Here is a 13,569-nt window from a genome sequence, read left to right on the forward strand (position 1 = left end):
AGCGGGAGTTGACCGCGTGCGGGCTCATGGCCAATGATCCCGGCCATGCCTGCCGCCGCCCGTGCTCCTCGTTCCCGTCAGGCCCGCGCCTCGGGCCAGGCCCGTCAGGCCTCCCGGGCCGCGCTGCGCTTCGGGCGGGTGGTCTCGATGGGGGCGGTCGCGGTGCTGATCCTGGTCGCCGGCGTGTGGGCGTCCTGGAGCAGTGCGCCGTACGTGATGCTGACCAAGGGGCGCGAGCGCGGGAGGGTCGAGGTCACGCGGTGCGGGGACGACATGTGCAGCGGCCCGTACACGCCCCTGTCGGCGGGGTCGGCGGCCCGCCGGGTGGAGATCGCGCACACGGTGGCGGTGCGCAGGGGGCAGACGTACGACGTCGTCGTGAAGCCGGGCACGGACGAGGTGCTGCGCTCGGGTGCGGCCGGGGTCCTGTACGCGTGGGCGCCGCTGGGCGGGGCCCTGCTGCTGGCCTCGGTGGTGGTGGCCGGCGGGCTGCGACGGGTGCGGGCGGCGTGGGTGCTGGCGGGGGCGGGGACCGCCCTGCTGACGGCGGCGTTCGTGGCGCTGTGAGCCGCGGGCGGTGAGGACAGGGGGGTGCCCCCGGCCCGTGCGGGCCGGGGGCACCCTCGTGTGCGGGGTGGTCAGCCGGTGTTGCGCAGGCCGGCCGCCACGCCGTTGACCGTCAGGAGCAGGGCCCGTGAGAGCAGCGGGTCGGCGTCCTGGTCGGCTGCCGCCGCGTCGCGCTGCCGCTTGAGCAGGGCGACCTGGAGGTAGGAGATCGGGTCGAGGTAGGCGTCGCGGATGGCGAAGGTCTGCTTGAGGACGGGCTGGGCGTCGAGGAGTTCACGCTCGCCGGTGACGCGCAGGACCTCGGCCACGGTGAGTTCGTGTTCGGCCCTGATGACGTCGAAGACGTGCTTCAGCTCGTCGGGGACGAGGGTGTCGACGTAGTGCTGGGCGATGCGCAGGTCGGTCTTGGCGAGCGTCATCTCGACGTTGGAGATGAAGTTGCGGAAGAAGTGCCAGCGCTCGTGCATCTCCTCCAGCACGCTCTCGCCCTCCTGCCGTACGCCCGCTTCGCGCAGCGCCTTCAGGCCGGAGCCGACGCCGAACCAGCCGGGGACGATCTGCCGGGACTGGGTCCAGCCGAACACCCACGGGATGGCGCGCAGGCCGTCCAGTCCGGCTCCGGAGTCGGGGCGGCGTGAGGGCCGGGAGCCGATGTGCAGGTCGGCGAGCTGGTCCACGGGGGTGGAGGCGAAGAAGTAGGCGGGCAGGTCGGGGTCCTCGACGAGCCTGCGGTAGGCGGCGTGGGCGGCGTCGGAGACGACGTCCATGGCCGCGTCCCAGCGGGCGAGCGCCTCGTCGGACTGGCGGGGGGCGGTGTGCAGGGCGGAGGCCTGGAGGCTGGCCGCGACGGTCAGTTCCAGGTTCTCCCTCGCCAGCGAGGGGATGAGGTACTTGTCGGAGATGACCTCGCCCTGCTCGGTGACCTTGATCTCGCCCTCCAGGGTGCCCCAGGGCTGGGCGAGGATGGCGTCGTGGGTGGGGCCGCCGCCGCGGCCGACGGTGCCGCCGCGGCCGTGGAAGAGGCGCAGCCGTACGCCGTAGCGGTGGGCGACGTCGCGCAGCCGGCGCTGGGCCCGGTGGATCTCCCACTGGCTGGTGGTGATGCCGCCGAACTTGGAGGAGTCGGAGTAGCCGAGCATGACTTCCTGGACGTCGCCGCGCAGCGCGACCAGGCGCCGGTAGGACGGGTCGGAGAGCATGTCCTCCAGGATGGTGTCGGCGGCCTTCAGCTCGTCGGTGGTCTCCAGGAGCGGCACGATGCCGATCTTGGCCCAGCCGGCGTGCAGGTCGAGCAGGCCGGCCTCGCGGGCGAGGACGGCGGCGGCGAAGACGTCGTCGGCGCCCTGGCACATGGAGATGATGTAGGACTCGACGACCTCGGGGCCGAAGACGTCCAGGGCGCGCTTGACCGTTTCGAACACGCCGAGGGTCTTGGCGCCGGCCTCGTCGACGGGGGCCGGGGTCGGGGCGAGCGGCCTTCTGGAGCGGAGTTCCTTGGCGAGCAGCTTGGTGCGGTACTCGCGGGGCATGTCGGCATAGCGCCAGGACTCCTCGCCGAGCCGGTCGAAGAGCTGGCCGAGGGCGTGGTGGTGGGCGTCGGCGTGTTCGCGGACGTCCATGGTGGCGAGCTGGAGGCCGAAGGCGGCCAGGGTGCGGATGGTGCGGCCGAGGCGGCCGTCGGCGAAGAGGGCACCGCGGTGCTCGCGCAGCGAGTCCTGGATCAGGCGCAGGTCGGCGAGGAGTTCGGCGGTGCCGAGGTAGTCGCGGCCGGCGACGTGCGGGGTGCCCTTGGCCAGGCGCTGCTTGGTGTTGACGAGCTTCTGCCGGATGCAGGTGGCCTTGAGCCGGTAGGGCTCCTCGGCGTTGAGCCGCTTGTAGCGGGGGCTGATCTCGGGGAGGTTCTCCAGGTCCGCCTGGAGGGAGGCGAGGAGTTCCTCGGTGGCGCCGCTGTAGCGGATGGAGTTGGACAGGAAGGCGCGCAGCTCGTCGATGGTGTCGAGGGCGTCGTTGATGCCGTGCTCGTGCTGGAGGATCAGCACGTCCCAGGTGACGGCGGGGGTGACGTTGGGGTTGCCGTCGCGGTCGCCGCCGATCCAGGTGCCGAAGGAGAGGGGGCGGGTCTCGTCGGGGAGCTTGACGCCGACGCGTTCCAGTTCGGCGGTGAGGTCCTCCAGGACGTCGCCGACGGCGCCGGCGTGGAGTTCGTCCAGGTAGTAGATGGCGTTGCGGGCCTCGTCGGTGGGTTCGGGGCGTACGACGCGCAGTTCGTCGGTCTGCCAGACGAGGTCGATGTTCTCGGCGAGGCGGGTGTCCAGGCGGCGGTGGTCGGACTCGGCGACCGGGGTCTCCAGGAGGGCGCCGATGCGCCGGAGCTTGTTGAGGACCGAGCGGCGGGCCGCCTCGGTGGGGTGGGCGGTGAAGACCGGCCGGACGTTGAGGTGCTGGACGGTCTGGCGCAGGTGCTCGGGATCGGCGTCCTTGAGCTGGTCGGCGGTGCGGGCCAGCAGGCCGCCCTCGGCGGCGCGGCGGGTGCGCAGTTCGCGGCCGCGGTGCACCTGCTCGGTGACGTTGGCGAGGTGGAAGTAGGTGGAGAAGGCGCGGACCAGCTTGGCCGCGGTCTCCAGTTCGGTGCCGCGCAGCAGTTCGGCGGCGGCTTCGCCGTCCTCACGGGTGAGGCGGCGCACCTTCTCCACGAGGTCGAGAAGCTCGGGGCCCTCCTGCCTCACCAGGGTCTCCCCCAGGAGGTCACCCAGTCGGCGGATGTCGGCGCGCAGCTCGCTGCTGGTCGTCGTCTGGTCGTCGGCACTGCTCACAGGTGCGGCTCCTTGCAGTGTGGAAGCTCTTCTGAGAGGGAACCCGGACGGGTGCCGCGCGGCGGGTGCCGCATACGGGCCGGGCATCCGGGAAGGAATCTTCATCAGCGGACCGCGCTGTCCGACCGGGACCAAGTCTAGGTGCCGGGTGGGACGCGCAGGCCAGGGGCTCTTGCCGCGCGGCGACGCACTGCCATACTTACGTCGCCGTAGGTTACGGAACCGTAGGGAGCTGAACGGTTGCGAAGCCCCCGGCACCTGTCTCGACCCTCGACCCCACAGGGGACGCCCATGACCTCAAGCTCCTCCGATGTGATCGACGACGCCCCGGAGGCGGCCGTCGGCGCGCTGGCCTCCGCCACTCTGGGAGGCGAGCAGAAGCGTTCGATCGAGCAGATCACGCTGCTGCTGTTCATCACCGTCCCGTTCCTCGCGCTGCTGGCGGCCGTGCCGCTGGCGTGGGGGTGGGGGGTGAGCTGGCTGGACCTCGGTCTGCTGGTCTTCTTCTACTTCCTCGGCTGCCACGGCATCACGATCGGCTTCCACCGGCACTTCACGCACGGGTCCTTCAAGGCCAAGCGGCCGTTGAAGATCGCGCTGGCCATCGCCGGCTCGATGGCGGTGGAGGGCCCGCTGGTGCGGTGGGTGGCCGACCATCGCAGGCACCACAAGTTCTCCGACCACGAGGGCGACCCGCATTCGCCGTGGCGGTACGGGGAGACGGTCCCGGCGCTGATGAAGGGCCTGTGGTGGGCCCATGTGGGCTGGATGTTCGACGAGGAGCAGACCCCGCAGGAGAAGTACGCGCCGGATCTGGTCAAGGACCCGGCGATGCGGCGGATCTCCCGCCAGTTCGTGCTGTGGACGGTCGTGTCGCTGGGGCTGCCGCCGCTGATCGGCGGTGTGGTGACGATGTCGTGGTGGGGCGCGTTCACCGGGCTCTTCTGGGGTTCACTCGTCCGGGTGGCCCTGCTGCACCACGTGACGTGGTCGATCAACTCGATCTGCCACGCGGTGGGCAAGCGGCCGTTCAAGTCGCGGGACCGTTCGGGCAACGTGTGGTGGCTGGCGATCCTGTCCTGCGGCGAGTCGTGGCACAACCTGCACCACGCCGACCCGACCTCCGCCCGGCACGGCGTGGAGCGCGGCCAGCTCGACTCCTCGGCGCGGATCATCCGCTGGTGCGAGCGACTGGGCTGGGCGTACGACGTGCGCTGGCCGTCACGCTCGCGTATCGATTCGCGGCGCAACACCGGTGAAGGCGGCTCCCGGCGCCGGAGGGAAACCGCCGAGGCGGCATGATTGACGCCGTGGCGACCGACTCCAGCACCCCCAGCAATGACAAGCCGCGGCGTGCGCGTCGCACCCGGATGACCGGTGCCGAGCGCCGCCAGCAGCTGCTGGAGATCGGTCGCACCCTGTTCGCGGCGAAGGGCTTCGAGGGCACGTCGGTGGAGGAGATCGCGGCGAAGGCCGGGGTGTCCAAGCCGGTGGTGTACGAGCACTTCGGCGGCAAGGAGGGGCTGTACGCGGTGGTGGTGGACCGTGAGATGCGGCGGCTGCTGGACATGGTGACCGGCTCGCTGACGGCCGGCCACCCGCGGGAGCTGTGCGAGCAGGCGGCCTTCGCCCTGCTGGACTACATCGAGGAGTACACGGACGGTTTCCGCATCCTCGTCCGTGACTCGCCCATCCCGCAGTCCACGGGTTCCTTCGCGTCCCTCATCTCGGACATCGCCACCCAGGTGGAGGACATCCTGGGCCGGGAGTTCAAGTCCCGCGGCTTCGACCCGAAGCTTGCGCCGCTGTACGCGCAGGCCCTGGTCGGCATGGTCGCGCTGACCGGCCAGTGGTGGCTGGACGTGCGCCGCCCGAGGAAGGCGGAGGTAGCCGCCCACCTGGTGAACCTGGCCTGGCACGGTCTGGACGGCCTGGAGCCGAAGCCGCGGCTGATAGGGCACCGCAAGAGCTGAGAGCACCCCATCGGGTGACATCAATAGACCACAAGATGCACCTTGTGGAACCATGCAGGGCATGACTGAGATTGCGATCAGCGCCGCCCGTTCCCAGCTCGGTGACCTGGTCCGCCGGGCCGCCCACAGCCGCGAGACCATCGCCCTGACGGACCACGGGCACGTGGCGGCGCTGCTGGTGTCCCCGCAGGTGATAGAGGATCTCGAGGACGCCCTGGCTGTCGCGGACTACCAGTTGCGCAAGGCTTCCGGGACGCTGGGACCGGGCATCCCCCACGAAGAGGTCGGACGCATCCTCGGGCTGCGCCCGTGACCTACCGCATCATCTGGGAACCCGCCGCCACCGACCAGGCTGTCCGTTTCCTGAAGGAAGATCCCACCGGCCTCGCCGCCGTGTACGAGGCCGTCGATGCGCTCGCCGAGTCTCCACGCCCCGCCGGTTCCACGGCCTACGGTGTCAACATCCGACGCCTGCGCGTGGGCGACTACCGCGTCCTCTACGTCATCGACGACGAGACGATCCACATTCTGGTCACGCACCTGGGGCGGGCGGCCTGACCGGTTCCAGGAACTCCAGCCGGTTGCCCGCCGGGTCCTCGGAGTAGAAGCGCCGGTGGCCCGGCAGGTTGTCGTCCCAGGTGACCGGGGCGCCGCGGGCGGCCAGGCGGGCGGCGTACGCCTCGATGCCCGTGACCCGCAGGCCCGGGTGGGCCTTCTTCGCGGGCCTGAAGTCCTCTTCGACGCCCAGGTGGAGCTGGACGGTGCCGGCCTGGAACCAGCAGCCGCCCCGGGCGGCCAGGACGGGCGGCTTGGGGATCTCGGTCATGCCGAGGACACCGGCGTAGTACGCCCGCAGTGCGTCCTCGCAGCCGGGCGGGGCGGCGAGCTGGACGTGGTCGATCGCGGCGAGCACGGTTCACGCCTCCTTGGTGGCGACGGCGAAGATGCGGCGGAAGGGGAACGGGGTGCCGTGCGCACCGGCCGGGTAGGCCTCGCGCAGGGCGGTCCGGTACTCGTCGAGGAAGGCGTCGCGGGCCTCGGGGTCGTCGGCGAGCACGGTGAGGACGGGGCGCAGTCCGGTCCCCTTCACCCAGTCCAGGACCGGGTCCTGCCCGTGCAGCAGGTGCAGGTACGTCGTCTCCCACACGTCCGCGGTGCAGCCGAGGCCGGTCAGCTCCTCCAGGTAGGCGGCGGGTTCTCGCACCGCGTCCTCGTGCCGCAGGACGTCGCCGAGGCGGTCGCGCCAGCGGGGGGCGTGGGCGAGGGCGCGCATCAGCCGGTGGCTGGGGGCCGAGAAGTTGCCGGGGACCTGGAAGGCGAAGGTGCCGCCGGGCCGCAGTGCCGCGATCCAGTCGGCGAAGCGGCCGGTGTGGCCGGGCACCCACTGGAAGGTGGCGTTGCTGACGATCAGGTCGAAGGGTTCCTGGGGCGTCCAGGTCCGGGCGTCGGCGCGGACGAAGTCGAGCAGGCCCCCGCCCGGGGTGGGGCCCGCGTGTTCCACCGTCGCCCTGTCCAGCATCTCGGGCGCGTTGTCGTAGCCGGTGATGCGGGCGGTGGGCCAGCGGTCGGCGAGGAGCGCCGTGACGTTGCCGGGGCCGCAGCCGAGGTCGGCGATGCGGGGGGCGTCCCCCGGCGGCCGTGCGGGCAGGGCCGGGATCCGGGCGAGCAGGTCGGTGAAGGGGCGGGCGCGGTGGCCGGAGTGGCGCAGGTACTGGGCGGGGTCCCAGGTGGGGCTGTGGATGTCGTGGGCGTGGTCGGCGGGCATGGCGGCCTCCTTGACGTCACGGGAGTGGGAGTCCCGTGATCCACACGGGAATCTCTCTCGATGCCAAGATAGTTGATATCAAGAGACTTCACGTCGACACAACCACTACACTGATCGCATGGAGGACGAGGTCGATCGGCTGGTCGCAGCGTGGCGCCGGGAGCGCCCGGACCTCGACGTGGAACCGCTCGAGGTGCTGAGCCGCGTGAGCAGGCTGGCCCGGCACCTGGACCGCGCCCGCCGGCTGGCCTTCTCCGAGCACAGTCTGGAGCCCTGGGAGTTCGACGTGCTGACCGCGCTGCGCCGCGCGGGCGCGCCGTACCAGCTCTCGCCCGGACAGCTGCTCACCCAGACCCTGGTCACCTCGGGCACGATGACCAACCGCATCGACCGGCTCGCGAAGAAGGGCCTGGTCGAGCGTCTGCCCGACCCCAGCGACCGGCGGGGCGTCCTGGTCCGCCTCACGGACGAGGGCCGCGACCGCGCCGACCAGTCCCTGGCCGGCCTGCTGGACCAGGAGCGCGCGATCCTCGGCGAGCTGTCCGCCGCCCAGCGCTCCGAGCTCGCCGCTCTGCTACGCCAGCTGACCGCCCCGTTCGACAACATCCCCGGCTGATCCCAGATCCGCGGGACCCACACCGGCCCGGCGGGCCAGTGCGACGGCGGCCAGGGTGGAGTGGACGCCGAGCTTGCCCAGCACGTTCTGCATGTGGGTGCGGACGGTGTGCGGGGACAGGTAGAGCCGTTCGGCGACGGCCTTGCGGCCGAGCCCGGCGACCATGCAGCGCAGCACCTCCCGCTCGCGCGGGGTCAGCGACTCCACCAGGCGTTCGCTCTCGGTGCGGTGCTTGCGGGCGGCGGTCAGCTCGCGCAGCACGCCGGTGAGCAGGGCGGGCGGCAGGTGCGTCTCGTCGCGCAGCACCCCGCGGATGACGGTGAGCAGCCGCGACAGCGAGCAGTCCTTGGCGACCCAGCCGCAGGCGCCGGCCTGCAGGGCGAGCGCCGCCCGCCGGGGGTCGTCCTTCTCGGCGAGGACGACGGTCCGTACGCCGGGCTGGGTGCCGCGCACCCCGGCCACCAGGGAGATCCCGTCCACCAGGCCGGCGGCGTCGGCCTCCTGGACGGGGACGGGCACCCGGCCGCCGGGCACGGTGCCGCCGAGGTCCGCGTCGACGAGCAGCACGTCGAAGCGGCGGCCCTCGGCGGCGGCTCTCTCCAGGCAGCGCAGGGCGGCCGGTCCGGAGCCGGCCGCGGACACGTCGACGTCCGGCTCGGCGGCCAGGGCGGCGGCCAGGGACTCGGCGAAAATACGGTGGTCGTCGACGACCAGGACGCGGACTCGAACCACTGAAACCCCCTTCCCCGGGCTCCTTCACGAAGCAGGGGATCGCGTCGTCCAGGACGACGGCGGGCCCTGCCGAGGAGGCCGGCGGCGCGGGCCCGGCGCCCGGGGCCGCTGGACCGCACGGCCGCCGCCGTGCGGAAGTGCTACCCCCACTTCGGGCGCCGTACCCGGCTGTCTCGCCCCCTGATCGGCACCGGCCCCCACCGGCACCGCTCCTCAGAGTACGACCGGGGGCCGGGAGGGGAAGGAAATTCACAGAACTGGCCAACGACCGCGTCTAGGGTGTGCCGCATGTTTCGTATCGAGGCGAAAGTAGACAAAGAGCGTCGCGATCTGCTCCGCTCCCGCCTCCGTGACACCAACACGGCGGCCTCCCCCGTCCTGGCCGCCCTGCGCGGGACCCCCGCCGAACGAGAGATCCCCCTGCACGTGTGGGCACTGGACGAGTCGGGCGCGCTGGCCGGCGGTCTGGTGGGGCACACCTGGGCGACCTGGCTGCACGTCGCGCTCCTGTGGGTCGACGGCCACCACCGCGGCGCGGGCCTCGGCTCCCGCCTGCTGACCCGTGCCGAACAGATGGCCCGCACCCAGCGCGACTGCCACGGCGCCCGCCTGGAGACCTGGGACTTCCAGGCCCCGGAGTTCTACCGCAGACACGGCTACAAGGTGGTCTGCGCGATCCCCGACTATCCCCCGGGAACGACGGAGTACACGCTGATCAAACCGCTGGGGTGAGCCGGGGGACGAGCGGGGCCGACGCTGCGACGGCACCTCGTCCAGCCCCCGTGTCTTCGTCCTTGACGCCGGGCCATCGGATCCTGACGGCTCCGGTGTGACGGCAGCGGTCTGGCGACGGGCACGGATGCCGTGTCACCCCGCCGGCACGGCCTCCCCCACCGCCCGGTGCACCGCCCGGGCCAGTCGGGCGCCCCACAGTGAGCGGGGGCCCGCGAAGGGCTGGGGATCCTCGCCGGGGGCCGGGGTGCGGGCGGCGACGCAGACCGCGTCCGTGGGGGTGCCGGAGCAGTCGTGGCCGGTTTCCAGGAGCGCCTGCACCTTGGCCTCGGTGGCGGTCGCGACCGCGTTGACCAGGGCAGCGTCGGTCAGGGCCACGGGGAGGGCGGCGATGATGTTGATGGTGCCCGGCTGGGCGGGCAGGGCGGTGCCCTCGGCCGGGGAGGCGGCCCAGCCGCGTACGTCGATGCCCGCCGTGACCAGCGCCTGCGCCCCGGCGTCCGCCGCACGGGCGTGGCGGGAGACGTCGGCCGCCGTCATCAGGCCGACGCCCTCTCCCCTCAGCCCGGCGCCGGCGGCCAGTTCGGCCAGGTGGCGGTCCGGGTCGGTGCGCCGGTAGCCGTGCGCCACCTGGGCGTTGAGAACCCACTCACGCGGGCCGACACCGCCGCCGAGCACCGCGCTGCTGACCATCCGCCACCCCGGCCCCGCCCGCCACAGCAGCGCGTGCAGCCGCTCGCCGTCCTCGGTACGGGTCAGCAGGCGCGCCGCGCACGGGCCGGCGGCCGGGGCGGCGGTTACGGACGCCGGGTGTGCGGTGGTCACCGGGGGAGGCTCCTTGCGGTGGGGAACCGGCCGATCGTACGCGGGAGCGTGAGCGCGGGAGCCGGCCGCCCCGGGCGCGGGCGGCCCCGGTCCGCTCACGCCGTCCGCCTCGCGCACGGCGGCGCGGGGAGTCGCGCCCGTGCCGCCGCGTCCGTCCGCCGGGGCGCCGTCAGACCAGGCGCCGCGCCCCCGCCGAGGGCACCGCCTCGAAGACGCGCGGGGAGGTGAAGCCGGCCCCCGCGAAGGCCTCCTCGACCGCCTTGGTGACCGAGGGGACGTCGGTCTCCTCGGCGAGGACGATCGCCGAGCCGCCGAAGCCGCCGCCCGTCATCCGGGCGCCCAGCGCGCCGGCGGCCAGGGCCGTGTCGACGACCAGGTCCAGCTCCGGGCAGGAGATGCGGAAGTCGTCGCGCAGCGAGACGTGGCCCTCGGTCAGGACCGGGCCGATGGCGCGGGCGCCGGAGGATTCCAGGAGGGCGATGACGCGTTCCACGCGGGCGTCCTCCGTCACCACGTGGCGCACCAGGCGGCGGATCTCCTCCTCGTCGCCGAGCCGTTCCAGGGCCGCGTCCAGGCCGTCGTAGGGCACGTCCCGCAGGGCGTCGACGCCGAGCAGGGCCGCGCCCTTCTCGCAGCCCGCCCGGCGCTTGCCGTACTCGCCGTCGCTGTGCGCGTGCTTGACCCGGGTGTCGACGACGAGCAGGCGCAGTCCCTCGCGCGCCAGGTCGAAGGGGACCTGACGCTGGGACAGGTCGCGGGTGTCGAGGAAGAGGGCGTGGCCCTCCGTGCAGCAGGCCGAGGCCGTCTGGTCCATGATGCCGGTGGGGGCGCCGACGTAGACGTTCTCGGCGCGCTGGCACAGGCGGGCCAGCTGCCAGGGCTTCAGGCCCAGTCCGTACAGGTCGTTCAGGGCCAGGGCGACGACGACCTCCAGGGCCGCCGACGAGGACAGGCCGGCGCCCGAGGGCACCGTCGACGTCAGGTGCACGTCCGCGCCCTCCACCTCGTGGCCGGCCTCGCGCAGCGCCCAGACCACGCCCGCCGGGTACGCGGTCCAGTCCTTGTCGGACTCGGGCGCCAGGCCGGCCACGCGCAGTTCGACGGGGTCGCCCGGGACGTCCGCCGAGTGCAGCCGCAGGACACCGTCGCCGCGGCGGGAGACCGCCGCGACCGTGTCGTGCGGCAGGGCGAACGGCATCACGAAGCCGTCGTTGTAGTCGGTGTGCTCACCGATGAGGTTGACGCGGCCGGGTGCCGCCCACACTCCCTCCGGCCCGGTGCCGTACAGCGCGGCGAAACCGTCCCGGACCTGCTGTGCCCCCACTACTGCTCCTTCGTGGTGTGCTGCGCGAACTCCCAGGCGTCCGCGACGATGCCCGCGAGGTCCGCGCGGGACGGGTTCCAGCCGAGCTTCTCGCGGGCGGTGCCGGCCGAGGCGACGAGGACGGCCGGGTCGCCGGCCCGGCGCGGGGCCACGACCTCCGGGACCGGGTGGCCGGTGACCTGCCGGACCGTCTCGATCACCTCGCGGACCGAGAAGCCGTTGCCGTTGCCGAGGTTGCAGATCAGGTGTTCGCCGGCGGTGGCGGCGTCCAGCGCGAGCAGGTGGGCGTCGGCCAGGTCCGCCACGTGGATGTAGTCGCGCACGCAGGTGCCGTCCGGCGTCGGGTAGTCGTCGCCGAAGACGCTGATCGCCTCGCGGCGGCCCTGGGCGACCTGGAGCACCAGCGGGATCAGGTGCGACTCGGGGTCGTGGCGCTCGCCGTACGCGCCGTAGGCGCCGGCCACGTTGAAGTAGCGCAGGGAGACCGCGCCCAGGCCGTGGGCCGCCGCCTCACCGGTGATCATGTGGTCGACGGCGAGCTTGGAGGCGCCGTAGGGGTTGGTGGGCCTCGTCGGGGCCGTCTCGACGATCGGCGTCCGCTCCGGCTCGCCGTACGTCGCCGCGGTGGAGGAGAAGACCAGCTTGCGCACCCCGGCCTCGCGCATCGCGGCGAGCAGCGCCATGGTGCCGCCGACGTTGTTCTCCCAGTACTTCTCCGGCTTCACCACCGACTCGCCGACCTGCGAGAACGCCGCGAAGTGCAGCACCGCGTCGAAGGAGGGGTCCAGCCACTTGGCGGCGTCGCGGATGTCGCCCTCGACGAAGGAGGCGCCGGCGGGCACGCCCTCGCGGAAGCCCGTCGAGAGGTTGTCGAGCACGACGACCTCGTGGCCGGCCTCCAGCAGATGCTGGGCGACCACGCTCCCGACGTAACCCGCGCCGCCCGTCACCAGGTACTTCCCGCTCATGAACTCGCTACCTCTCGCAATCGCTGGGCCGCGCGCTCCGGGGGCACGTCGTTGATGAAGACGTTCATGCCGGACTCGGAGCCCGCGAGGAACTTCAGCTTGCCGGAAGTACGGCGGATGGTGAAAAGCTCGAGGTGGAGGGCGAAGTCCTCGCGGACGACCCCGTCGAACTCCTCCAGCGCGCCGAACGGCGCCTGGTGCCAGGCCGCGATGTACGGCGTCGGCGGTTCACCTTCCCCGAAGATCCGGTCGAAGCGCCTCAAGAGTTCCAGATAGACCTGGGGGAACTCTGTGCGGGCCGCCTCGTCGAGCGCGAGCAGGTCGGGGACGCGGCGCTTGGGGTAGAGGTGGACCTCGTAGGGCCAGTGCGCCGCGTAGGGCACGAAGGCCGCCCAGTGACCGGTCTCCAGGACGACCCGCTCACCGGCCAGTTCCCGCTCCAGTACGGCGTCGAAGAGGTTCTCGCCGCCGGTGGCGTCCTTGTGGGCGGCCAGCGAGCGCAGCATCAGCGCGGTGCGCGGGGTGGTGAACGGATAGGCGTAGATCTGCCCGTGCGGGTGGCCCAGCGTCACGCCGATCTCGGCGCCGCGGTTCTCGAAGCAGAACACCTGCTCCACCGAGGGCAGGTGCGACAGTTCGAAGGTGCGGTCGGTCCAGGCCTCCAGAACGAGCCGTGCCTGCTCCTCGCTCAGCGCGGCGAAGGACGCGTCGTGGTCGGAGGTGAAGCAGACGACCTCGCAGCGGCCCGAGTCGCCGGCCAGCGACGGGAAGCGGTTCTCGAAGACCGCCACGTCGTAGGAGGAGTCCGGGATCTCGGTGAGCTTGTCACCGCGGGTCGGGCACAGCGGGCACTCGTCGGCCGGCGGGTGGTAGGTGCGGCCCTGGCGGTGGGAGGCCACGGCGACCGCGTCGCCGAGCAGCACGTCCGGGCGGATCTCCGAGGTGGTGACGGTCGGCTCCAGCGGGCGCCGGTCGACGGCGTCCCGCACGGTGTCGTCCCGCAGGTCGTAGTAGATCAGCTCACGACCGTCGGCCAGCCGGGTCGAGGTCTTCTTCACTGCGGACTCCCTGTTCGTCCAGGCCCGGGCCGCACCCGATCACTGTGTCACCCAACACAATCGAACATAACACATCACAACTCACCACGGGAGGCTACCGGCAGCCCGCGAGGAGGCGCCACGGCCCGCACATCACAATCAAACAAAGACAACCAACAAAAGTGTTCAATTCATGAACGCGAAGGCGTAGGTTCCC

At 72.4% G+C, this 13,569-nt stretch carries 15 protein-coding genes; 7 read left to right on the top strand and 8 right to left on the bottom strand.

All coding sequences use genetic code 11. From position 1 onward, the window contains the following. Nucleotides 1-33: 33 nt before the first annotated feature. On the top strand, nt 34-567 hold the full coding sequence (locus ABZ719_RS20680; RefSeq protein ID WP_366726634.1) for a hypothetical protein: 534 nt from the start codon (nt 34-36) through the stop codon (nt 565-567). A 71-nt stretch (nt 568-638) separates the two neighbouring features. On the opposite strand, the gene ppc is transcribed toward ABZ719_RS20680, so the two are convergent. Then, nucleotides 639-3,380 carry a phosphoenolpyruvate carboxylase gene (ppc, locus tag ABZ719_RS20685; RefSeq protein WP_366726635.1) on the bottom strand — a complete coding sequence of 914 codons (2,742 nt, stop codon included), beginning with the start codon at nt 3,378-3,380 and terminating at the stop codon, nt 639-641. Nucleotides 3,381-3,671: 291 nt separating this feature from the next. Between ppc and ABZ719_RS20690 the strand changes: the two genes are divergently transcribed. The 4 genes from ABZ719_RS20690 (at nt 3,672) to ABZ719_RS20705 (ending at nt 5,911) form a co-directional block, all read left to right on the top strand. Further along, the gene (locus tag ABZ719_RS20690) at nt 3,672-4,682 is read left to right on the top strand and encodes an acyl-CoA desaturase (RefSeq protein ID WP_366726636.1); all 1,011 of its coding nucleotides are present in this window, start codon (nt 3,672-3,674) and stop codon (nt 4,680-4,682) included. Beyond that, complete coding sequence (locus ABZ719_RS20695) at nt 4,679-5,353, top strand: TetR/AcrR family transcriptional regulator (RefSeq protein ID WP_366726637.1); 675 nt, start codon at nt 4,679-4,681, stop codon at nt 5,351-5,353. The genes ABZ719_RS20690 and ABZ719_RS20695 overlap by 4 nt, the downstream gene beginning before the upstream one ends. 61 nt (nt 5,354-5,414) lie before the next feature. Beyond that, on the top strand, nt 5,415-5,666 hold the full coding sequence (locus ABZ719_RS20700; protein ID WP_366726638.1) for a type II toxin-antitoxin system Phd/YefM family antitoxin: 252 nt from the start codon (nt 5,415-5,417) through the stop codon (nt 5,664-5,666). Then, nucleotides 5,663-5,911, top strand: a complete 249-nt coding sequence (locus ABZ719_RS20705) for a type II toxin-antitoxin system RelE/ParE family toxin (RefSeq protein WP_366726639.1) — start codon at nt 5,663-5,665, stop codon at nt 5,909-5,911. The genes ABZ719_RS20700 and ABZ719_RS20705 overlap by 4 nt, the downstream gene beginning before the upstream one ends. Here the strand turns inward: ABZ719_RS20705 and ABZ719_RS20710 are convergent. Both ABZ719_RS20710 and ABZ719_RS20715 read right to left on the bottom strand, forming a co-directional pair. Continuing rightward, entirely contained in the window at nt 5,886-6,266 is a 381-nt protein-coding gene (locus ABZ719_RS20710) for a VOC family protein (protein ID WP_366726640.1), read from the bottom strand. The genes ABZ719_RS20705 and ABZ719_RS20710 overlap by 26 nt on opposite strands. 3 nt (nt 6,267-6,269) lie before the next feature. Then, nucleotides 6,270-7,118, bottom strand: a complete 849-nt coding sequence (locus tag ABZ719_RS20715; protein ID WP_366726641.1) for a trans-aconitate 2-methyltransferase — start codon at nt 7,116-7,118, stop codon at nt 6,270-6,272. Nucleotides 7,119-7,236: 118 nt separating this feature from the next. Here ABZ719_RS20715 and tamR point away from each other — a divergent pair, with 118 nt between their 5' ends. Further along, on the top strand, nt 7,237-7,734 hold the full coding sequence (tamR, locus tag ABZ719_RS20720; RefSeq protein ID WP_037852775.1) for a MarR family transcriptional regulator TamR: 498 nt from the start codon (nt 7,237-7,239) through the stop codon (nt 7,732-7,734). Here the strand turns inward: tamR and ABZ719_RS20725 are convergent. Then, nucleotides 7,693-8,466 carry a response regulator transcription factor gene (locus tag ABZ719_RS20725; protein ID WP_366726642.1) on the bottom strand — a complete coding sequence of 258 codons (774 nt, stop codon included), beginning with the start codon at nt 8,464-8,466 and terminating at the stop codon, nt 7,693-7,695. The genes tamR and ABZ719_RS20725 overlap by 42 nt on opposite strands. Nucleotides 8,467-8,754: 288 nt before the next feature. Between ABZ719_RS20725 and ABZ719_RS20730 the strand changes: the two genes are divergently transcribed. After that, nucleotides 8,755-9,198 (top strand): GNAT family N-acetyltransferase, encoded by a 444-nt coding sequence (locus ABZ719_RS20730; RefSeq protein WP_366726643.1) that lies wholly within the window; start codon nt 8,755-8,757, stop codon nt 9,196-9,198. A 135-nt stretch (nt 9,199-9,333) separates the two neighbouring features. Here the strand turns inward: ABZ719_RS20730 and ABZ719_RS20735 are convergent, their stop codons facing one another. The 4 genes from ABZ719_RS20735 to galT all read right to left on the bottom strand — a co-directional run bounded on the left by ABZ719_RS20735 (nt 9,334) and on the right by galT (nt 13,373). Next, entirely contained in the window at nt 9,334-10,023 is a 690-nt protein-coding gene (locus ABZ719_RS20735; RefSeq protein WP_366726644.1) for an adenosylcobinamide amidohydrolase, read from the bottom strand. 169 nt (nt 10,024-10,192) lie between these two features. Continuing rightward, complete coding sequence (gene galK / locus ABZ719_RS20740) at nt 10,193-11,347, bottom strand: galactokinase (protein WP_366726645.1); 1,155 nt, start codon at nt 11,345-11,347, stop codon at nt 10,193-10,195. Next, nucleotides 11,347-12,315, bottom strand: a complete 969-nt coding sequence (gene galE, locus ABZ719_RS20745; protein ID WP_366726646.1) for a UDP-glucose 4-epimerase GalE — start codon at nt 12,313-12,315, stop codon at nt 11,347-11,349. The genes galK and galE overlap by 1 nt, the downstream gene beginning before the upstream one ends. After that, entirely contained in the window at nt 12,312-13,373 is a 1,062-nt protein-coding gene (gene galT, locus ABZ719_RS20750; RefSeq protein ID WP_366726647.1) for a galactose-1-phosphate uridylyltransferase, read from the bottom strand. The genes galE and galT overlap by 4 nt, the downstream gene beginning before the upstream one ends. Between the last annotated feature and the right edge of the window lie 196 nt (nt 13,374-13,569).

It is taken from the genome of Streptomyces sp. NPDC006743 (genome assembly GCF_040703815.1).
GTDB lineage: Bacteria > Actinomycetota > Actinomycetes > Streptomycetales > Streptomycetaceae > Streptomyces.